The organism is Nonomuraea turkmeniaca, from assembly GCF_005889735.1.
GTDB classification, from domain to species: domain Bacteria; phylum Actinomycetota; class Actinomycetes; order Streptosporangiales; family Streptosporangiaceae; genus Nonomuraea; species Nonomuraea turkmeniaca.
In genome coordinates this window covers 1-20,869 of sequence record NZ_VCKY01000190.1, presented here as the reverse complement: position 1 = coordinate 20,869, position 20,869 = coordinate 1, and the positions used below count along the sequence as shown (strand labels likewise).

Sequence of the window (20,869 nt, the reverse complement as noted above, 5' to 3'; positions counted from 1 at the left end):
ACCCCGGCCTCAGCCCGCACACCCCACGGCAGCCAGCCCACGGACCGCGCCCAGCCACATGCCCGACCCCCCGGCCACGGACCGCGCCTGGCCGAACGCCACTCGGCCGCAGCAACAGCCGGACGCGGCTGGAGCGCTCGGACTCCGGCTGAACGGTGTCGCCGACTGCTGGGCTCGGCCTTGGCTCGCCCGCCTGGGGCCCGCGGCGCCGGACGGGCCGGCGAAAGGCCACGCCGATCACTGCGGCGGCAGCGAGGCCCGAGCCGCGGAGCCGGGAGGCGTGCGGTCGGGCCGCGGAGCCGGGAGGCGTGCGGTCGGGCCGCGGAGCCGGGAGGCGTGCGGTCGGGCCGCGGAGCCGGGAGGCGTGCGGTCGGGCCGCGGAGCCGGGAGGCGTGCGGTCGGGCCGGGCGCTACAGGCCGAGGCGGCCGAGGGCGGGTAGGTGGGCGCGCGCGGCGGCACGGGCATCGGCCGGTGTCGTCCGCGCTCGCGCCGCGTCGGCCGCCAGCCGGCACTGCGCGAGCGTGTGCGCGGCCAGCGCGGCGCGTACGGCGGCCAGCGCGCCGGCCCCCATCGACAACGTCGAGGCACCCAGGCCGACCAGGACGCAGGCCATGGCGGGGTCGGCGGCCGACTCACCGCAGACCCCGCACGGCTTGCCCGCCTCGCCCGCGGCGCTCGCGGCCATGGCGACCAGGTCGAGCAGCGCGGGCTGCCACGGATCCTGCAACGCGCTCACGGCGCCGAGCTGGCGGTCGGCGGCGAAGGCGTACTGGGCGAGGTCGTTGGTGCCGATCGAGACGAAGTCCACCGACGCCAGCAGGTCCCTGGCCCGCAGCGCGGCCGACGGAATCTCGATCATCACGCCGACGTGCGGCAGCCTCGTGGCCCGGCACGCGCGTGCGAACCACCCGGCCTCCTCGCCCGTGGCCACCATCGGCGCCATCACGTGAAGATCCTCGGACGCCACGGCCGCGACCGCGGCCAGTTGCGCGTCCATCACCTCGGGAAACCTCCTGAGCCTGCGCAGCCCGCGCTCCCCCAGCGCCGGATTGGGCTCGGCCGAGGCCGCGGCAGGCAGGAACGCCAGCGGCTTGTCCGCGCCCCCGTCCAGCGTCCGCACGACCACCCTCCCGCCGGGAAAGGCCTCCACCGCCGCCCGGTACGCCCGCGTCTGCTCCTCCAGAGAGGGCGGCTCGGCCCGGTCGAGGAAGAGGAACTCGCTCCGGTAGAGCCCGATCCCCTCGGCCCCCGCGGCCACGGCGGCCTCCAGCTCGGCGGGCCCGCCGACGTTCGCGAGCAGCGGAACGGGGTGCCCGTCGGCGGTCCTGCCCGGGCCGCGCGCCGACGACAGCGCCGCCTGCCTGGCCGTGGCCGCGCTGACCGCGTCGGCGACGTCTGACTCGTCCGGCTCCACGCGTACGTCGCCGGAGGTCCCGTCGGCCATCACCCGTACGCCGGAAGGGATGGTGGTCGCGCCCCGGCACGCCACGACGGCAGGCACGCCCATGGCCCTGGCCAGGATCGCGGTGTGGCTGGTGGGACCCCCTTCCTCGGTGACGAACGCCGCGATCTCCCCTTTGCTCAGCAAAGCGGTGTCGGCAGGCGCGAGATCCCTGGCGACCAGCACGTACGGCTCCGCGGGCGCACCCCGCAGCCCCGGCATCGCCTGCCCGTACAGCAGCGCGATCACCCGGTCCCTGATGTCGTTCAGGTCGGCGGCCCGCTCGCCCAGGTAGCCCCCGGACCCAGCCAGCACATCCCGATATTTCGTAAATGCCTCGAAAGTCGCCCGGGGGGCGGCCAGCCCCCGGTCGATGAGGGTACGCACCTTCACGATCAGACCGGGGTCCTCAGCCATCAGCGCCTGGGCCTTGAGTATCTCCGCGGCCTCGCCACCCGCCCGGTTGCCGCGGGCCTCCAGCTCGCCCGCGACCTGCCGGAGCGCGGCCATGGCGCGCTCCTTCTCCTGATCCGCCTCACCGGTGTACGTGGCGCCCTCGGGGGGTTCGGGCACGGAGACGGTCAACACATATGCGGGGCCGTGCCCGATGCCCGGGCTGACCCCCACCCCCCGCAGATTCACGGCGTACCGGCGATCTCGGCCAGCTCGTCGAGGAGCTCCTCCGAGCCCTCGCCCTCGGCGCTGATCACCACGGTCTCGCCCTGCCGGACGTCCAGCGCCATGATCGCCAGAATGCTCTTGCCGCTGACCGGGGCCTTCGCGCTGTTCATCTTCGCCACGGTGATGTCCATCGGGGCCTTCATCGCCCGCTGCACGAACGTCGCCGCGGGACGGGCGTGCAGCCCTACCTCCGCCGCCACGGTGACCTTGCGCTCACCCATCGACTCCTCCTTCATTGCCGGTCCAGACCAGCTGGACGCGCGTGACTGCAGCTGCCGAGCATATTGTGTCGAAAAACGCGGAGTTCATTCCCATCGGAAGAGCTCGTCTCCGACATGCACGGCCCCCTCGGCGACCCTGGTCACGGCCTCGGACAGGGCGTCGAGCGCGACCACCGGGCAGACCGGCGAGCGGCCGCCCGCCTCGATCGCCGCCGGGTCCCACGCCACGACCGGCTGGCCCGCGCTCACTCTGTCACCCTCCGCCGCCAGCAGCTGGAACCCCTTCCCCTTGAGCTGGACCGTGTCGATGCCCAGGTGCACCAGCACGCCTTTGCCGTCGTCCCCCACGATGACGTACGCATGCGGATGCAACTTCATGATTTTTCCCGCGATGGGAGCCACAGCCTTGCCCGGCCCCCGCAACGGATCGATCGCCGTTCCCGGCCCCACCATGCCCGCGGAGAACACCGGATCGGGCACGGCGGCCAACCCCACAGCTGCCCCCTCAACCGGGGCGAGAACAGTCGTCATGGTCTCGCCTCAGCCGATGATGTCCTCGATGTCGCTGGCGATCGTGTCCGCCTCCGGCCCGACGACGACCTGGACCACATTCCCCGCCGCCATCACGCCATGCGCGCCCGCAGCCTTGAGCGCGGCCTGGTCGACCTTGGACGCGTCGTGCACCTCCGTACGCAAGCGGGTGATGCACGGCTCGATGTCGATGATGTTGTCGGCGCCGCCGAGCCCGGCGATGATCGCATTCACATCCGCCGCCATCCGGCCTCCCTCGCTCTTGTGACCAGGTTATGGACTGTCGCCGGCGCTCGCCATCCGCGTGTGTGGTTGCCGATGGAACCGTGGTCTCGATTTCTCTCGGCCGATCGGGTTGCGACGTAACGTAATCTATCGGTAATGTTCCGTCACTGCCCGGTGCCTGACTGGCGCTCGGTCCCCGCCTCCATTGGTGTCCACACCAACGGGACAGCGTCCGGCGGGGCGGTGACCCAAGAGTCGCACTCCACCCAGGACCGCGGAGTCAGGCCCCGATAACGCGGTTCTCAACCACGGTCTGTCCGGCGTGCCGGACGGACGCGGCTTCGGCTTCCACCGGATCGCTGCCCGGCCCCGACCGGCAGGAGACGAGGCTACGCCGATGTCCGCAACCACAGAGAACTGAAGACGCTGATTCAGTCGGTCTGGGTGACCTTGTTCAACCCGCGCGGCGCGTCGGGGTCGATCCCGAGCCGGCGGGCCAGCGCCTCGGTGAGCAGCTGCCCAGGGATGATCAGCCCCATCGGCGCCACCCATTCGGGCAGGTCGGGGCCGTTGAGCGCGGCCGTGCCCGCCCGTGCCAGCGCGACCGTACCGGACAGCGTCGGGCTGTTCTCGGCGGCGACCAGCAGCGCCGGGGTGTCGGCGTCGACCACGGCGATGGGGCCGTGCAGCAGGTCGGCGTAGGACAGGCCCATGGCGTGCAGGTAGCAGGCCTCCTTGAGCTTGAGCGCCGTCTCCAGCGCCGTCGAGAACGCCAGCCCACGCCCGGACACGACCACACCCGGCTTGTCCAGCAGCCCCTCGACCACCGCCGCCACCTCGCCCGGCTCGGCGATCAGCTTCTCCACCGCCTCGGGCACCCGCCGCAGCTCCGCCACGTCCACGTCGGCGCCCAGCCCCAGCGCGAGGACGGCCAGCGCGGCCAGCTGCGTCGTGTACGTCTTGGTCGCCGGAACCGCCTTCTCCTCCCCCGCCTCCGTGCACAGCGCCACGTCGGCGGCCTGGGCGAGCGGGCTGTCCGGGCCCCCGTTGGTGATGCCGACCGTCGCGGCCCCGCAGTCCTTCGCCCAGGTCAGCGTCTCGACGATCTCCTCGGTCCGCCCCGACTGCGAGATCGCCACAGCCAGCACGCCGTCGAGGTCCAGCTTGCGCTTGTACGTGGTAGCGATCGACGGCGCCGCCAGCGCGGCCAGCCGGCCCGCGTGCGATTCGACCAGGTAGCGGCCGTACACTGCTGCGTTGTCGGAGGTGCCACGCGCGATGAACAGCAGCTGGCGAGTGCGCTCGCCCACCGCTCTGACCTCGTCGATCCTGGGCAGCAGGGAGTCCAGCGTGGCCCGCAGCGCGGCCGGCTGCTCGGCTATCTCGCTGCGCATCTTCGTGGTCATCGTGGACTCAATCCCCTTCGGACTTGACCGTCTTTCGCGTCATGTGGTCTAGTCCGGACTAGACCAGTACGAACCATAACCTATTGTCCAGGTGGAGACGAGGGGAGGATCCGTGGCGCACATCGATCCGGACAGCCCGGTGCCCAAATACTTTCAGCTTCGCGAGATCCTGCTGGACCTCATCGACAGCGACGAGCTCAGCATCGGCGCCGCCATACCGTCCGAGCGCGAGCTGTGCCAGCGTTTCGGCCTGTCCCGCATGACCGTGCGGCAGGCCGTCGACCACCTCGTGTCCGAGGGCCGGCTGCACCGCGTGCCGGGCAAGGGCACGTTCGTGGCCAGGCCGAAGATCGAGCTGGCGCTTCAACTGACGTCGTTCACCGACGACATGAGGGCCCGCGGGATGGTGCCCGGCTCGCGCGACCTCGACAGGAGGATCGTGCGCGCCAGCGCCCACCTCGCCAAGGAGCTGGGGATCCAGCCGGGCGAGGAGGTGCACTTCATCGAGCGGCTGCGTACCGCCGACGGGGAACCGCTGTCCATCGAGCGGGCGCACATCCCGGTCAAGCTCGCCCCCGACCTGACCGAGCACGACCTGTCGGAGAAGTCGCTGTACGAGCTGCTGGAGAGCCGCTACGGCCTGGTCATGGACGCCGGCGAGCTCACCATCGACGGCGGCATCGCCGACCCGAGCGACGCCGACCTGCTGAAGCTGCCGCGGGGCGGAGCCGTGCTGCTGCTGCAGCGCCGGTCGTTCTCCGGCGGCGTCTGCGCGGAGCTGGGCGTGTCCACTTACCGCGCCGACCGCTACCAGCTGCGTACCATTCTCGAAATGCCCGTAAGACGGGGCTGAGGGCTTACCGCGCTGATCCACCCCCGGAGGAACGCCCGGTGAACGAGACCGCCACCGCCCGGCCCTCGCCGTTCGCGCACGTCATGACCGTGCTCCAGCGGCTGGGCCGCTCCCTGATGCTGCCCATCGCCGCCCTGCCCGCGGCCGCCCTGCTGCTGCGGTTCGGGCAGCCCGACATGCTCGGCTCCAACGGCGTCGAGCCGGGCGGGCTGGCCGACGTGTCGGGCTTCGCCTGGATGAACCAGGTCGCCGAGGTGCTGGCCGCGGCCGGCGCGGCCCTGTTCGAGAACCTGCCGCTGCTGTTCGCCGTGGGCGTCGCGATCGGCTTCGCCCGCAAGTCCGACGGCACCACCGCGCTCGCGGCCGTGGTCGGCTATCTGGTCTTCGACCGGGTGAGCAAGGTCATGTTCTTCGGCTCCGGCATCAGGGACACCGTCTCGATCAGGGAGGTCCAGGACCAGGGAGTCGTAGAGATCATCAACTACGGCATGCAGAACCCCACCAAGGTGCTCGGCGGCATCGTGATGGGCCTGGTCACCGCCGTCCTCTGGCAGCGCTTCCACCGGATCAAGCTGCCGTCCTGGCTGGCGTTCTTCGGCGGCCGCAGGTTCGTGCCGATCATCACCTCCATCGTGGCGCTGGTCATCGGCGTGCTCTTCGGCTGGCTCTGGCCGGTGATCGGCGAGTGGATCCGCCACGGCGGCGAGGCCCTGACCGCGATCGGCCCCGTCGGCACCGGCATCTACGGCGTGATCAACCGCCTGCTCATCCCACTCGGCCTGCACCACTTCGTCAACTCGGTCGTCTGGTACGTCGTCCCGCAGTGCGACGTGGGCGGCCGCGTGCTCGGCGGCGACTGGAACTGCTACTTCGGCGGCGCCCCGCACTCCGGCCAGTTCATGGCGGGCTTCTTCCCGATCATGATGTTCGCCCTGCCGGCCGCCGCCCTGGCCATGTGGCGGGCGGCCCCCAAGCATCGGCGCGCCACCGTGGGCGGCATCATGTTGTCGGCGGCGCTGGCGTCGTTCGTGACGGGCATCACCGAGCCGATCGAGTTCGCGTTCATCTTCGTGGCGCCGCTGCTCTTCGCCGTGCACGCGGTCCTGACCGGCCTGGCCATGGCGTTGACCACGTTGATCGGCGGCCAGCTGGGCTTCGGGTTCTCGGCCGGGCTGCTCGACCTGTTGCTGAACGCCAGCAAGTCCAACACCGCGAACCTCCCCGGCATCCTGCTGCTCGGCGTGATCTACGGCGCGGTCTACTACGTGGTGTTCACGTTCCTGATCCGCCGGCTCGACATCATGACCCCGGGCCGGGAGCCCGAGCCCGACGTCGACTCGGGCGAGACCGGCCGGGCCGGGCCGTAGCACGGTTTTCCCGTCGGACGCCCGTGGTAGGAACCCACCATTCCCCCGCGAACGGATCACCGAGCGGGGGTGGAAGCGGCGATGGGCGGCGCGGCCCGGTCATCCGCATGGTCAGCGGTCTTCGCGATGCTGCAGCGCATCGGCCGCTCGCTCATGTTGCCCATCGCCGTCCTGCCCGCCGCCGGCCTGCTCTTCCGCTTCGGCCAGGACGACCTCCTCGGCGCGAACGGCCTCGGCGGCGTGCTGCCGTGGCTGCTGCCCGTCGCGAAGGTGCTGGCGGCCGCCGGCGGCGCCCTCTTCGAGAACCTGCCGCTGCTGTTCGCCGTGGGCGTGGCGATCGGCTTCGCCCGCAAGTCCGACGGCACCACCGCGCTCGCCGCAGTGGTCGGCTACCTGGTCTTCGACCGCGTCACCAAGACGTTGTTCCTCGACGCGGGCGAAGGTGCCGTGTACGAGAAGGTCCTGCTCGTCCTCCGGGACGGCACACGTACGCTCAACGTGGGCGCCCAGAACCCGACGGGCGTCCTGGGCGGCATCATCATCGGCATCACGGCCGCCCTGCTGTGGCAGCGCTTCTACCGGGTCAAGCTGCCGTCCTGGCTGGCCTTCTTCGGGGGCCGCCGCTCGGTCCCCATCGTCACCGCCGTCGCCGCGCTCCTCCTGGGCGTGCTCTTCGGCCTGCTGTGGCGGCCGGTCGGCGACTGGCTGACCGCGGCGGGCGACTGGCTCTCGGCTCACGGCACCGCCGGCACCGGCATCTACGGCGTCGCCAACCGCCTGCTCATCCCCGTGGGCCTGCATCACTTCCTCAACACCATCGTCTGGTTCACACTCCCGGAGTGCCACGCGGGCGTGAACGGCGCGATCCGTGACGCGGCCGGCGACCTGAACTGCTATTTCGCCGGTGAACAAGGCGCGGGCATCTTCATGACCGGTTTCTTCCCGGTCATGATGTTCGGCCTGCTGGGCGCGGCCATCGCCATATGGCGGGCCGCCCTGCCCGACCGCCGCCGCCCGGTCGGGGGGATCATGCTCTCGGCCGGCCTGACGGCCTTCATCACCGGGATCACCGAGCCGCTGGAATTCGCCTTCATCTTCGTGGCGCCGGCGCTCTTCGCCGTGCACGCCCTGCTGACGGGCGTGTCGATGGCGTTGATGGCCGAACTGGGCGCCCGCCTGGGTTTCACGTTCTCCGGCGGCGCCATCGACCTGCTGCTGAACGCCAGCAAGTCGAACACGCACGGCCTGGCCTTGATCATCGCCTTCGGGATCGGCTATTTCATCATCTACTACGTGATCTTCTCCGTGCTCATTCGCGCGCTGAACCTGCCCACCCCCGGCCGCGAGGTTACGGGCGACTCATAGCGTCCTTCGACCCCCGCCCAGAACCACGGCGAAGGAACCCAACTCACCCATCACTTTCCTCGCCATAACGTGCGAAAAAGGCGCGGAAACCATGGAAGCTGGCGGCCCCCGTATATCCGAGCCGAGCCGAAAACTCCTTATAGGCGATTCTCTCTCAGTCTCCCCCAAGGAATTTTGGAGGACGCGTGCCGGCAGCATCGCAGAACCCGCAGGTCGACGGAGCCCTGGCCCTGGACAGCCAGCCCTTGATATGGGGGCCGCCGGGCGCCACGCCGGACGAGCGCAAGCTGCGCCACTTCGGACAGGCGCTGGCCGAGGTCCTCGCGGGCCGTCGTGCCCCTGAGACCCTGGCCGACCGGCTCACCTCCCGTGCCTACCGCGAGCTGCTCAAGGCGGGACAGATGATCCAGACGAGCCGCACGCCGTTCGCCGGGCGCATGCACGTGAAGGAGCCCAGGGACGGCGCGGTCGAGATGTGCGTGCTCGTCCACGGCGGCGAGCGCAACCACGTCCTCGCCGCACGGCTCGAACGCCGCGGCGTCCACTGGCTCTGCACCGACTTCGAGACCGCGTAGGCAAACGAAGACCCCCGCCTTCTTGGCTGGTGAAGGCGGGGGTCTTGGTGTGCGGCCGGGTCAGGCCGCGTGCTTCGGGTCGCCGTGGCAGCGCTTGTACTTCTTGCCGGACCCGCACGGGCACGGCGCGTTCCGCTCCACGTTCCCGTAGGCGGCCCGCTCCGCCGAGGTGGTGCGCACCTTGGTGTGCTCCACCCCGCCCTGCTCGCCGGGCGCGGTGTACTCGAGCTCGGCCGGCCGCTCAGGCCCGCGCAGCCCGCGCGCGATGATCGAACGGGTCTCCGCGATGACCGCGTCCTCTTCCTCCACGATCGGGTTCTCCTGCACCTCGACCTCGAGGTTGAACAGGAAGCCCACGGAGTCCTCCTTGATGCCCTCGAGCATCCCGGAGAACATCTCGTAGCCCTCACGCTGGTATTCGATCTGCGGGTCCTTCTGCGCGTAGGCCCGCATGCCGATGCCCTCGCGCAGGTAGTCCATCTCGTAGAGGTGCTCGCGCCACTTGCGGTCGAGGACGGACAGGATGACCCGGCGCTCGATGTCGCGCATGGCCTCCGGCCCGAACTCCTGCTCGCGCCGGTCGTACGCCTCCAGCGCGTCCTTCTTGATCTTCTCGCTGATGAACTCGGCGGTCAGGTCCTCGCGGCCGCCGGCCTCCTCGACGAGGTCGTCGATCCGCACCGTGACCGGGTAGAGCTCGCCGAACGCCTTCCACAGCTTCTCGAGGTCCCACTCCTCGGCGAACCCCTCGGCCGTGGCGCCCTGGACGTAGCCGTCGATCACCTCGCCGATGAAGCCCCGCACCTGGTCGTGCAGGTCGGCGCCCTCCAGCACGCGGTGGCGCTCGGCGTAGATGACCTTGCGCTGGCGGTTCATCACCTCGTCGTACTTCAGAACTTCCTTGCGGATCTCGAAGTTCTGCTGCTCGACCTGGTGCTGGGCGGAGGCGATGGCCTTGGAGACGATGCCGGACTCGATGGGCTGGTCGTCGGGGATCTGCAGCCGGGTCATGATGATCTCGACCTTGGCCGAGTTGAACAGGCGCATGAGGTCGTCGCCGAGCGACAGGTAGAAGCGCGACTCGCCGGGGTCACCCTGACGGCCGGAGCGGCCGCGCAGCTGGTTGTCGATGCGGCGGGACTCGTGGCGCTCGGTGCCGAGGACGTAAAGGCCGCCCAGCTCGGTGACCTCGTCGTGCTCGGCCTTCACCGCTGCCCTGGCCTTCTCCAGCGCCTCCGGGTAGGCCTTCTCGTACTCCTCCGGCGTCTCGACCGGGTCGAGCCCGCGCTGGCGCAGCTCGAGGTCGGCACGGAACTCGGAGTTGCCGCCGAGCATGATGTCGGTGCCTCGACCGGCCATGTTGGTGGCGACGGTGACGGCGCCCTTGCGGCCCGCCTCGGCGATGATCGTCGCCTCACGCGCGTGGTTCTTCGCGTTGAGCACCTCGTGCGGCACGCCGCGGCGCTTGAGCGCCTTGGACAGCCGCTCGGACTTCGCCACCGAGGTCGTGCCGACGAGCACCGGCTGGCCGCGCTCGTAGCGCTCCTTGATGTCGTCGACCACCGCGTCGAACTTGGCGTCCTCGGTCTTGTAGACCATGTCCGCCTGGTCCTTGCGGATCATCGGCCGGTTGGTCGGGATCGGGACGACGCCCAGCTTGTAGGTCTGGTGGAACTCGTTGGCCTCGGTCGCGGCCGTACCGGTCATGCCGGCCAGCTTGTCGTAGAGGCGGAAGTAGTTTTGCAGGGTGACCGTGGCGAGCGTCTGGTTCTCGTCCTTGATCTTGACACCCTCTTTGGCCTCGATGGCCTGGTGCATGCCCTCGTTGTAGCGGCGGCCGTGCAGGATACGGCCGGTGAACTCGTCGACGATCAGGACTTCGCCGTCTGCGACGATGTAGTCCTTGTCCTTCTTGAACAGCTCCTTGGCCTTGAGCGCGTTGTTCAGGAAGCCGACGAGGTGGGTGTGCTCGGGCTTGTAGAGGTTGTCGATGCCGAGCCAGTCCTCGACCCTCTCGACGCCGGACTCCAGGATGCCGACCGTGCGCTTCTTCTCGTCGACGATGTAGTCGCCGGTGCTCTCCTCGCCAGGGTTCTTCGCCTCGACGCCCCTGCGCAGCCGGGGCACGATCTTGGCGAACTCCTGGTACCACTTGCCGGACTGCTCGCCGGGGCCCGAGATGATCAGCGGGGTCCTGGCCTCGTCGATCAGGATCGAGTCCACCTCGTCGACGACCGCGAAGAAGTGGCCGCGCTGCACGCACTCCTCGAGCGACCAGGCCATGTTGTCGCGCAGGTAGTCGAAGCCGAACTCGTTGTTCGTGCCGTACGTGATGTCGGCCTCGTATTGCTTGCGGCGCTCGTCGGGCTGCTGGCCCGAGACGATGCAGCCGACCTCGAGCCCGAGGAAGCGGTGGATGCGACCCATGGTCTCGGCGTCGCGCTTGGCCAGATAGTCGTTGACCGTGACGACGTGGACGCCCTTGCCGGCGATCGCGTTGAGATAGGAGGGCATCGTACAGGTCAGGGTCTTGCCCTCACCGGTCTTCATCTCAGAGATGTTGCCCATGTGCAAGTTGGCGCCGCCCATGATCTGCACGTCGTAGGGCCGCTGGCCGAGCACGCGGCGAGACGCCTCGCGCACGGTCGCGAACGCCTCGGGAAGCAGATCGTCGAGCGTTTCGCCGTCCGCGTAGCGTTGCTTGAATTCGTCCGTCAGCGCGCGCAACTCCGCGTCGGACAGGCTCGTGAAGTCGTCCTCGATGGAGTTGACCTGGTCTGCGATCCGCTTGAGCTTGCGCAGGATCTTGCCTTCGCCGGCACGTAGGATCTTGTCGAGAATGGCTGCCACTTTATGTAAAGCTCCTCGCAGGTCTTCCCCGGCGGCGTCGCCAGGAGGAGAGGCCGAGACAAACTTCCCCGTTGACATCGTAGGCGGTTCGGCAACCAGACACAGCCACCGTGCCGACAAGGGCGCGGTACACGTCTGGGAGAATGGGGACCAAGGCAGAGGGTATGCCGGTTGAGCGCCGGCCCGCATCAATAGCGGCATAACCGGCAAAGGAAGGATTGGTCATGGTTGAGGGGAAGAAGTCGGAGCACACGGAGAATCTCGGCAGCCACGGCGGGCGTGCGTCATCGTGGCTGGCGGTCACGGTCATGGTGGCCGGATTCGTCGTCGCCGGCTTCGGGCTGGTCGCCACCAGTTGGACGCTCATCTGGGTCGGCGCCGGACTCTTCGTCGTGGGCGCCGTGCTGGCTCTCGTCTTCGACATCTTCACCGACGTGGTGATCGACGCGCCGCGAGTGGGCATTCGCGCCGAAGACCACCGCTGAACCGAGCTTCACAGGCGGGCACCGACCCCATCGGCTGCCCGCCTTTTGCGTCCCCGCCGCGGCCCGCATCGGGAGCTCCAGGCGGGGTCCGCGTCCGCGCTCGACGTTTTGTCGGTGCCCGCCGCTAGATTGCTCGCATGCATCGCCGTACGACACCGCGCTCATGACCCCGATCGACCTGACGGCCGACGAGGCGCGCCGGATCATCCTGCGCTCGCAAGGCCTGATCGGCGCCGACCCGCGCAAGGGCGGGGTGCACGCCATGCTGCGCCGGCTGGGCGCCGTGCAACTCGACACGATCTCGGTCCTGGCCCGCTCCCACGAGCTCGTCGCCTACGCCCGCCTGGGCGCCGTGGGCAGGACCAAGGTCGAGCGCGCCTACTGGCACAACCCGGCGCAGAGCTTCGAATACTGGTGCCACGCCGCCTGCATCCTGCCCATCGAGCACTGGCCGCTCTACGAGTTCCGCCGCCGCGCCTTCCGTGAGCGGAAGCAGCGCTGGCACGCGGTCCCCGACAACGTGGACAAGCTCCTGGAGCAGGTGCGCGAGTCGGGCCCGCTGATGACCTCCGACGTGGGCGGCGCCAAGAACGGCGGCCCCTGGTGGGACTGGTCGGACTCCAAGATCGGCCTGGAGTGGCTGCTGGACATCGGCGAGCTGGTCTGCAGCCGCCGGGTCGGCTGGCGCCGCGTCTACGACCTGGCCGAGCGCGTGGTCCCCGCCGGCCTGCTGGCCGAGGACCTGACGGACGAGGAGTGCATCGTACGCCTGGCCGCCATCGCCGGCCGCTCGCTCGGCGTGGCCAACAGGACCGACCTGATCGACTTCCTGCGGCTCAAGGGCCGCTATGCGGCGATACTCGACGACGTGCTGCTCAGCGGCGCGGCGGGCCTGGCGCCGGTGAGCGTCGCGGGCTGGCCGGGCAAGAAGGGCCAGGCCAACGCCTGGGCGGATCCCGGGGGCCTGGAGTCCGAGCCGCGCGGCCGCCATCGCACGACCCTGGTGTCGCCGTTCGACTCGCTCATCTGGCACCGCGGCCGCACCGAGCGGGTCTTCGGCTTCACGTACACGCTGGAGCTCTACGTTCCCAAGCACAAGCGTGTCCATGGCTACTTCACGATGCCGGTCCTGGCCGGCGGCCGCCTGATCGGCCGCGTCGACCCGGCCCGCGAGGGCACCACCCTGGTGGCCAGGCAGGTCCACCTGGAGCCCGGCCTGTCCCCCGTCAAGTGGGCCGGCGCCTTACGCGACGCCCTGTGGTCGGCCGCCGAGTGGGTGGGCTGCGACACGATCCGCGTCGAACGCGCCGACCCGCCAGAGCTCGTGCCGATCCTGAACATGACCGCGACATGACCGCGGCCGACCCGCATCCGCCTCAACTGGGATGAGCTGCGCCTGCAGCCCGCTGGAGTTTCCAGCGGGCCGGGCTCGCTACGTGATCTCCAGCATGCGTTCCCGCACCGCGTAAACCACCGCTTCCATCCGTGAGTGCAGCTGCAGCTTGTCGAGAATGTTGCGTACGTGGTTCTTCACGGTGTTCTCGGAGATGAACAGCTGCTTGGCGATCTCACGATTGTTCAGGCCCTTGGCCACCAGCCGCAGGACCTCCATCTCTCGGTCCGTCAGCCGGGGCACGGGCAGCTGGGGCGGGCGTTCCGACTCCTTGCGGCTCATGTTCTGGAACTCGCTGATGAGCTTGGCCGCCATCGCCGGGTTGATTAACGACTGGCCTTCGTGCACGCCGCGCACGGCGGCGGGGACGTCGTTGATCTGGACGTCCTTGAGCAGGTAGCCCGTGGCTCCCGCTTTGATGGCCTCGAAGAGGTCTTCTTCCTCGTCGCTCACCGTCAGCATGATGATGCGGGTGCTCGGGACAGAGGCCTTGATGCCCTTCGCCGCCTCGATCCCGTCCTGTCGCGGCATGCGCACGTCCATGAGCGCGACGTCAGGCATGAGGCGATCGGCGAGTTCGACCGCCTCCTGCCCATCGCTCGCCTCACCGACCACCTCGATGTCGGGTTCAGCGGCCAGCGCCAGCGCCAGGCTTCGCCTGATCAGCTCGTGATCGTCAACGATCAGCACGCGGATCGGCTCGCTCGCTGACGTGCGAGCCTCGCCTGACTCGGTCACGAGGCCTCCTTGATCCGCCTCGCACCTGCACTTCGCTCGCTCACCTGAACCTGACTGAGCTCGCTCACGTCTCCTCCTCGTCGGGGGGCCAGAGCCGTTGAACCGCCATGATGGCATGTAACCAGCGGTTCTTGGGTGGTCGAGAAGATCTTTTAGCGCGCGATCAGGGCTCTACGAGCCGCAACACGCCGTAGTTGTACCCGCGTCTGTTGTAAACGACGCTCGGCTGGCCGCTCTCCTTGTCACGGAACAGGTAGAAGTCGTGCCCGACCAGCTCCATCTCGAGCAGGGCCTGGTCGATCGTCATGGGTTCCGCTCTGTGGAACTTCTCCCGCACGATGAGCGGCCCCTCGCCGTCCATCTCGATCGGGACGATGTCGTCGTAGAGCTTGTTGCGCTCCTGTAGTTCGTCCTCATCGGGCTCGGCCTGCTCGGGGACGACGGCCTCCTTCCGTGACGCCTGGTCGGCGCCGGGGAGCGTCGCGGTGATCTCCGCCACAGAGGGCGGGCAGTGGCTTCCGTGATGGACCTTGCGCCGGTCGGCCAGCCTCCTGAGGCGGCCTTCCAGCTTGTCGAGGGCTATGTCGAGGGCTACGAATCGGTCGTCGGCCGAGGCCTCGGCGCGGATGGCCGGTCCTCGGGAGTGAATGGTGAGCTCGACGCGCTCGCGCTGCTGGGCGAGGCGAGGATTGCGTTCTTTGGACACCTCCACATCGACTCGGATGAGTTTGTTATCCAGACGTTCGATCCTGGCCAGCTTGGTCGTCACCTGGTCACGGAACCGGTCACTGACTCCGGTGTGCCGTCCCTTGACGATGATGTCCATGCAACAGCCCCCCTTTCGGTCTAACGACTGAGCAAGAGCGCCCGACGACGTGCCTGCCGGGCGGGGTCTGCTGTCTGCCTCTCTGTCACCGTTACCCTCTTCCGACACATGGTCACCGGGAACTCGGGCGGCACCCGTCCGGCCGACCTGGTCTTCGACCCCACATCCGCCTGCTGAGGATTTCGCAGCTCAGTTGCCACTACTGCCCTTCTCTTCTGGCGAGAGGCATCTGACCTCTCGGGAAGGCAGGACTTACCCCTAAGCCGCACCGTGATCGGTCGACAAAGAGTCGCCTTACGTGGACCGTTTTGCCTGCGGCTGGCATCGGCTAGCAGAGCCGGGAGACCCGGCCCTGCGCAACCACGGACCCGAACGGGTGCCATGTCAGAACGCTATCCGCATCCAGGGCGAATGTCAGCCGGAGGATCGGCCAAAGGATCACGTTCCGTGATTTTCGCGCGGCCTGCGAGTCCTGTTTGATACCCGATTTAACCGATCGGCAACCCTTACGAGTGCGGGCTTCCTGACCGTTGAGCTGCCCCACCACGTGCCCGGGGTAAGCGACATGTGACCCCTTAGTGAGAGTGTTGATTTGGATCTTTCTTTACGGACCGTGACGTTAATGCTTTTCAAGATCTTCGGCGTGTCGCGGCGACGGTCACGGCCATGGGCACACTCACGCCGGCCGACCGCAGGGCCCTGGCGGCCTCCACGAGAGTGGCGCCGGTCGTGACGATGTCATCCACGAGCAGCACACTGGCCGCTGGAGGCCTTTTCCCGGCTTGGGTGACCTGGAGTGACCCCGCGAGGTTGGCGGCCCTCTCAGCGGAGCTCAGGCTCGCTTGGTCCGCCACCCGCCGCGCCTGGCTCAGCGCCGCCCACGGCTGCGCCGGCAGTCCGCACGCGCGCAGCCTGCGCACCGCCAGCCCCGCCAGCCGGCCCACCGGATCGTGCCCTCTGGCGCTCACGCTCGCCCGCCCGCTCGGCACGGGCACCACGGCGAACCCCCGTGCCGCCCACAGGGCGCCGGTGCGGCCGATCGCCGTGAGAGCGGTGAACGCCAGGGCCTCCGCCAGCACGCCCGCCAGGGCCACCGCGCCCCGCTCCTTGTACGCCACGATCGCCTTGCGCACCGCCCCCTCGTAAGGGCTCGCCGACCAGCAGTCCGGCGTGCCGGGCAGGCGCGGCCTGGGCAGGCGTCTGGCCGGGCCGGCGGTCAGCTCGGCCAGGCAGCGGTCGCAACAACGCGCCCCCTTGGCACCGCAGCCCGCGCAGGTCTGCGGGAGGACCAGATCGAGTACGACGCTCAGCACGCGGGCCAGCATGCTCCCCGCCACCGACAATTCCCGCCCGCCGCCTCCGGCCGGCGTCCGGCCCGGTGACTCGGGCTTCTGGCCTCAGCCCAGGGGGAACAGCGGGCTTTCGACGTCGGAGTCGATCTTGGAGGTCCAGCTCAGATCCTCGTTGAGCTGAAGGATCTTGGGCCCCTTCCCCTTCTCCCCAAAGGCCTCCGCCAGCACCTGCTCGTTCAGCGCCGCCAGCACCTTGAGCCTGTCCTTCAGCGGGATCTCGGCGACCTCTCCGTCCCCGACGTTGATCTCGTTCAATATCTGCCCGGCCTTGCTCTGGGCCAGCACGAGCAGATGCTCGTCATCCCGCCACGCGACGTCCAGGATCTCGTTCCCCTCCTCGGTCGTCGTCAGCGGCCGGAAGTTGGCCAGTTTGAGCCCGCCCATGGTCGTCAGCGCGCCGACCTGGACGGTGTTCTTGCCGGTGATCACGGCCACCCGCACCCCGTCCCTGGCGATGCGCAGGCGGGTGACGTCCAGCCGGAGCCGGTCCAGCTCCGGCGCGGACACCACTATGGGCCCGCGCTTGCCGGCCGGGTCGTACCGCAGCACGACCCGGTTCTTCTGGTCGAAGGTCCACAGCGACCCGTCCCGGTGCCACGACGGCGGGGTCAGGTCGTCGCCCCGAATGACCTCCTGCCACTGTCCCCCCTGCGTCGTGAGGGGGGCCATGGAGATGCCGGTGGAGGTCCTGGCCGCGACGTGGGTGGCCAGCTTGGAGATGGCGAAATCGGAGTAGCCCTGACGCTGCTCGCCGGCCGGTCCCGCCACGGCGCCGCCCGGGCCCTCCTTCGTCATGTGGTGGACCGCTCCCTTGCTGACGTAGAAGGCGGTGTTGCCGCTGTTGTCCAGCCAGCGCTGGTCATCGGCGTCGGGCTGGTAGCTCGTGTACGGCTCCCCGTCCACCAGCACCGAGATGCCACGGCCCTTGGCGACGTCGTTGTTGTTGAGGCTGTACCTGATCTGCGCCATGAGGGCGTCCTCGCCGCTCAGGTCCAGGAGGTCGAGCGGGCCCGACAGGTTGACCACCACGTGCTCGTCCTCGCCGAACCTGACCGACTCGATCTTGGTGCCGGCCGGGAAGGCCGTGGACGCCGCACCCTGCAGGGCCCCGCTCGGCTGCTTCAGCAGGCGCTCGAGTATGACCTTCGCGTACGTCTCCGCCGGCTTCAGCCGCAGGCGCACGTTGTCCACGACGACCCTGTCCTGAGTGCTGCCGTTGAGGTAGTAGAGCTTGGTCGGCCGGTACGCGCGGTCCACATCCGACCGGGTGAGGATGAGGCCGTCGGGCAACTGGCTGACCCGATAGCCGACCCCTTCGACCTTGACCAGATGAAAAGGCCTTTCCCAGTTCCCGGACTGCGGCACGTAGGTGTCGTCTTCCTCGATGCGGGCCACCTGCTTGGCACTGAGCGTGATCCGCTGCACCGGCTCGGCGCCGCCCGGCTCGGGCGGGTCGAACTGCAGCGGCTCGTCGAGCACTGTCACCGCCCCCGACGGGGTCCAGGCCTTCAGCGCCTCGGCGGTCAGGTATTGAGGCAGGACCGTCGGATCGTCGGCGTAGGCGGCCATGGCGGCCTGCAGGCCCCTGATCGTCTGCTCGGGACCCCAGCTCGGCTGCGGCGAGGTGGCGATCATGCGCTGGAACGGCTTGGTCAGCGGGTCGCCGGCGCCGGGCTCGCTCATGGTGTACGGGCCGCTCACCGGGATCACCGTGCAGCCCGTGCCCGCGCAGGTCACGGCGGCCGCGAGCACGATGGCCGCCCCGAGCCGCCTAATCCTCCTCATGCAGGTCTCCCGAGGCAGGTAGCAGCACGGGCGTCATGGCTCCGCGCCACGTACGCCGCATCTCGATCTCCGGAGGGACCAGCGACAGCGGCGAGCCCTTCAGCCCGGCCCCGGCCATCCTGGGCAGCGTCAGCCTGAACTGGGAGCCCTCGCCCGGCTGCCCCCATGCCTGCAGCCAGCCGCCGTGCAGCGTGGCGTCCTCGCGGGAGATCGCCAGCCCGAGCCCGGTGCCGCCGATGGTGCGCGCCCGCGACGGGTCGGCCCGCCAGAACCGGTCGAAGACCATGGTGTCCTCGCCGGGCTTCAGCCCGATCCCGTGGTCGCGTACGGCGACGGCGACGGCGTCCCGGTCGGCGCCCACGGTGACCACGATCTCCCTGCCCTCACCGTGCTCGATGGCGTTGAACAGCAGGTTGCGCAAGATGCGCTCGACCCTGCGGTTGTCGATCTCCGCCATGCAGGGTTCGGCGGGCAGGCGCAGGTCGAAGCGGGTGCCGTGCCGCTCGGCCAACGCCTCGGAGTCCTCGATCGCGCGCAGCACCACCTGGCGGACGTCCACCGGGTCGAGGTCGAGCGTGGCGGCGCCGGCGTCGTAGCGGCTGATCTCCAGCAGGTCGGCCAGCATCGACTCGAACCGCTCCAGCTGCGCCTGCATGAGCTCGGCCGAACGGGCGGCCATCGGGTCGAAGTCCTCGCGCGCGTCGTACAGCAGGTCGGCGGCCATGCGCACGGTCGTCAGCGGGGTGCGCAGCTCGTGCGAGACGTCCGAGACGAACTGCCGCTGGACCTGCGACAGCTCCTCCAGCTGGTGGATCTTGAGCGCCAGGTTCGCGGCCATCTCGTTGAACGAGTTCGCCAGCCGGGCGAGGTCGTCCTCGCCGCGCACCTTCAGCCGCTCGTCGAGCTTGCCGGAGGCCAGGCGTTCCGCGGCCTGGCGGGCCAGCCGTACCGGCGTGACGACCTGGCGGGCGACCAGGTAGGCGATCGCGGCCAGCAGCAGCACGAGCCCGAGGCCCACCACGACGATGGCCAGCCGGACGTTGGACAGCAGCTCCTCTTCCTCGTCGAGCGGGAAGAAGTGGTAGACCTCGAAGTTCTCGCCGTTGCCCTGCTGGTGCACGATGCCGCCGACCACGTACGTCAGCCTGGGCTGGGTCTGGCCGTTGAACGTGATCCGCTCGATGGCCTGGATGGTCTTGCCGTACTCGAGCTTCTCCACGTTGTCCCGCAGACGGGCACTGAGGCTGTGCGGCACGTTGGTGGGCACGACGGTGCCCGAGGCGCGGGACATGCCCGGACTGGCCTCGTTGAGTATCAGCACGTCGTAGCGCTTCTTGGAGCCGTCTTCGCTCGAGCCGGTGACGGTGTCCATGACGTCGTCGAGCGGGTTGCCCGACAACGTGCCACCGTCGGCGACCTTGGCCTGGTCGTCCGTCGGGGGGGTCAGCGCGTCGGCGATCTGCAGGCGGTCGGCGTACGCCTCGCTGAGCGAGGACTGGGCCCTGCTCTCGATGACCGACTTGTTGATCTGGGTGGACAGGAACGCCCCCAGCACGACCACCACGATCACCGAGATCACCAGCGTGCTGGTGACCACCTGAAGCTGGAGCGAGCGCCGCCAGACGCGGCGTGCCCCGCCGGCCGCACGACGCACCCGCCGGCGGACTCCGCCGAGAATCTGGCGGAGTGTCCGTCGGCGGGACCTCTTCTTCTTCGTCGGGGGCATGGCAGGGCTGGCGAAGGTCAGGCGGGGCCGGCTTTATAGCCCACGCCGCGGACCGTGACCACGATCTCCGGGTGCTCGGGGTCCTTCTCGATCTTGGCCCGGAGCCGCTGGACGTGCACGTTGACCAGCCGGGTGTCGGCCGCGTGCCGGTAACCCCAGACCTGCTCCAACAGGACCTCGCGGGTGAACACCTGGCGCGGCTTGCGGGCCAGCGCGACGAGCAGGTCGAACTCGAGCGGCGTGAGGTTGATGGTCTCCTCGCCCCGCTTGACCGAGTGACCGGCCACGTCGATGGTGATGTCGCCGATCTGCAGGATCTCGGGGGTCGGCTCGTCGGTGCGGCGCAGCCGTGCCCGCACCCGCGCGACCAGCTCCTTCGGCTTGAACGGCTTGACGATGTAGTCGTCGGCGCCGGACTCGAGCCCGAGCACGACGTCGATCGTGTCGCTCTTCGCCGTGAGCATGACGATCGGAACCCCCGACTCAGCCCTGATCCTGCGCGCGACGTCGATGCCGTCCGCTCCGGGCAGCATCAGGTCGAGCAGCACCAGGTCCGGGCGTGTATCCCGGAACGCGTCGAGGGCCTTGTCGCCGTCTGAGACAAAGGACGGTTCGAAGCCCTCTCCCCGCAGCACGATCCCCAACATCTCGGCGAGAGCGGCGTCGTCGTCGACGACCAGCACGCGACCTTTCATGGCCCCTCATTCGTTCTACGCATTGTGGGACATACCCGCACGATCGCTGAAGGTTACCCTTGGTCGGCCTATGAGTGTGACCTGAGACCCACAAAAGGCGAATTTTAGGCCCGCCCCCGCGACCGCAATCTCAGTCTGCGGTAACAGAGCGACTTTCGGCCATCCCTGGACGTGAACCTTGGCCCGATTCGCCCGACAATGCGGGCAAGATGAAGCGAGGAATCGGCTCCGTGACACCAATGCCTCGTGCAGCATGCCAGGATTGGGATATGTCAGACGGTCACGGTCCCACGCCCGAGAGGCCATCAGGCTGGTCGGCCGAACAGCCCCCGCCCTACAGCGCCCCGCAGGCC

17 protein-coding genes and 1 pseudogene are annotated in these 20,869 nt (G+C 69.1%); 6 read left to right on the top strand and 12 right to left on the bottom strand.

The window, feature by feature from the left end:
• Positions 1 to 410 precede the first annotated feature (410 nt).
• The 5 genes and pseudogenes from ptsP to ETD86_RS39510 all read right to left on the bottom strand — a co-directional run bounded on the left by ptsP (position 411) and on the right by ETD86_RS39510 (position 4,506).
• Positions 411 to 2,069, bottom strand: a complete 1,659-nt coding sequence (gene ptsP, locus ETD86_RS39530; RefSeq protein ID WP_138671754.1) for a phosphoenolpyruvate--protein phosphotransferase — start codon at positions 2,067 to 2,069, stop codon at positions 411 to 413.
• Positions 2,070 to 2,080: 11 nt separating this feature from the next.
• The gene (locus ETD86_RS39525) at positions 2,081 to 2,344 is read right to left on the bottom strand and encodes an HPr family phosphocarrier protein (protein ID WP_127939914.1); all 264 of its coding nucleotides are present in this window, start codon (positions 2,342 to 2,344) and stop codon (positions 2,081 to 2,083) included.
• Positions 2,345 to 2,428: 84 nt separating this feature from the next.
• The gene (locus ETD86_RS39520; protein ID WP_138671753.1) at positions 2,429 to 2,875 is read right to left on the bottom strand and encodes a PTS sugar transporter subunit IIA; all 447 of its coding nucleotides are present in this window, start codon (positions 2,873 to 2,875) and stop codon (positions 2,429 to 2,431) included.
• Positions 2,876 to 2,884: 9 nt separating this feature from the next.
• Positions 2,885 to 3,127: pseudogene (locus ETD86_RS39515) on the bottom strand (PTS sugar transporter subunit IIB); the annotation flags it as partial.
• A gap of 404 nt (positions 3,128 to 3,531) precedes the next feature.
• A complete protein-coding gene (locus tag ETD86_RS39510; protein WP_138671751.1) occupies positions 3,532 to 4,506 on the bottom strand; it encodes an SIS domain-containing protein in 975 nt (324 codons plus the stop codon).
• Between the two features lie 112 nt (positions 4,507 to 4,618).
• On the opposite strand from ETD86_RS39510, the gene ETD86_RS39505 reads away from it, so the two are divergent.
• From ETD86_RS39505 to ETD86_RS39490, 4 genes are all read left to right on the top strand, one after another.
• Positions 4,619 to 5,359, top strand: a complete 741-nt coding sequence (locus tag ETD86_RS39505; protein WP_138671750.1) for a GntR family transcriptional regulator — start codon at positions 4,619 to 4,621, stop codon at positions 5,357 to 5,359.
• Positions 5,360 to 5,397: 38 nt separating this feature from the next.
• Entirely contained in the window at positions 5,398 to 6,726 is a 1,329-nt protein-coding gene (locus ETD86_RS39500; protein WP_138671749.1) for a PTS transporter subunit EIIC, read from the top strand.
• 126 nt (positions 6,727 to 6,852) lie between these two features.
• Positions 6,853 to 8,091 (top strand): PTS transporter subunit EIIC, encoded by a 1,239-nt coding sequence (locus ETD86_RS39495; protein WP_342779341.1) that lies wholly within the window; start codon positions 6,853 to 6,855, stop codon positions 8,089 to 8,091.
• A gap of 185 nt (positions 8,092 to 8,276) precedes the next feature.
• A complete protein-coding gene (locus ETD86_RS39490; RefSeq protein WP_138671748.1) occupies positions 8,277 to 8,666 on the top strand; it encodes an Rv3235 family protein in 390 nt (129 codons plus the stop codon).
• A gap of 60 nt (positions 8,667 to 8,726) precedes the next feature.
• Here ETD86_RS39490 and secA read toward each other — a convergent pair whose 3' ends face one another.
• Positions 8,727 to 11,516, bottom strand: coding sequence for a preprotein translocase subunit SecA (gene secA, locus ETD86_RS39485; RefSeq protein WP_138671747.1), 2,790 nt, complete (start codon positions 11,514 to 11,516; stop codon positions 8,727 to 8,729).
• 224 nt (positions 11,517 to 11,740) lie between these two features.
• Here secA and ETD86_RS39480 point away from each other — a divergent pair, with 224 nt between their 5' ends.
• Both ETD86_RS39480 and ETD86_RS39475 read left to right on the top strand, forming a co-directional pair.
• Positions 11,741 to 12,001 (top strand): HGxxPAAW family protein, encoded by a 261-nt coding sequence (locus ETD86_RS39480; protein ID WP_138671746.1) that lies wholly within the window; start codon positions 11,741 to 11,743, stop codon positions 11,999 to 12,001.
• Positions 12,002 to 12,164: 163 nt separating this feature from the next.
• A complete protein-coding gene (locus ETD86_RS39475; RefSeq protein ID WP_138671745.1) occupies positions 12,165 to 13,355 on the top strand; it encodes a winged helix-turn-helix domain-containing protein in 1,191 nt (396 codons plus the stop codon).
• A 78-nt stretch (positions 13,356 to 13,433) separates the two neighbouring features.
• Here the strand turns inward: ETD86_RS39475 and ETD86_RS39470 are convergent, their stop codons facing one another.
• The 6 genes from ETD86_RS39470 to mtrA form a co-directional block, all read right to left on the bottom strand.
• Positions 13,434 to 14,132 (bottom strand): response regulator, encoded by a 699-nt coding sequence (locus tag ETD86_RS39470; protein WP_138671744.1) that lies wholly within the window; start codon positions 14,130 to 14,132, stop codon positions 13,434 to 13,436.
• A 163-nt stretch (positions 14,133 to 14,295) separates the two neighbouring features.
• Positions 14,296 to 14,958 carry a ribosome hibernation-promoting factor, HPF/YfiA family gene (hpf, locus tag ETD86_RS39465; protein ID WP_138671743.1) on the bottom strand — a complete coding sequence of 221 codons (663 nt, stop codon included), beginning with the start codon at positions 14,956 to 14,958 and terminating at the stop codon, positions 14,296 to 14,298.
• A 629-nt stretch (positions 14,959 to 15,587) separates the two neighbouring features.
• A complete protein-coding gene (locus tag ETD86_RS39460) occupies positions 15,588 to 16,271 on the bottom strand; it encodes a ComF family protein (RefSeq protein WP_138671742.1) in 684 nt (227 codons plus the stop codon).
• An 84-nt stretch (positions 16,272 to 16,355) separates the two neighbouring features.
• A complete protein-coding gene (locus ETD86_RS39455) occupies positions 16,356 to 18,095 on the bottom strand; it encodes an LpqB family beta-propeller domain-containing protein (RefSeq protein ID WP_138671741.1) in 1,740 nt (579 codons plus the stop codon).
• Complete coding sequence (gene mtrB, locus ETD86_RS39450) at positions 18,082 to 19,821, bottom strand: MtrAB system histidine kinase MtrB (protein ID WP_138671740.1); 1,740 nt, start codon at positions 19,819 to 19,821, stop codon at positions 18,082 to 18,084. The genes ETD86_RS39455 and mtrB overlap by 14 nt, the downstream gene beginning before the upstream one ends.
• A 17-nt stretch (positions 19,822 to 19,838) precedes the next feature.
• A complete protein-coding gene (gene mtrA, locus ETD86_RS39445) occupies positions 19,839 to 20,516 on the bottom strand; it encodes an MtrAB system response regulator MtrA (RefSeq protein WP_043620615.1) in 678 nt (225 codons plus the stop codon).
• Positions 20,517 to 20,869 lie beyond the last annotated feature (353 nt).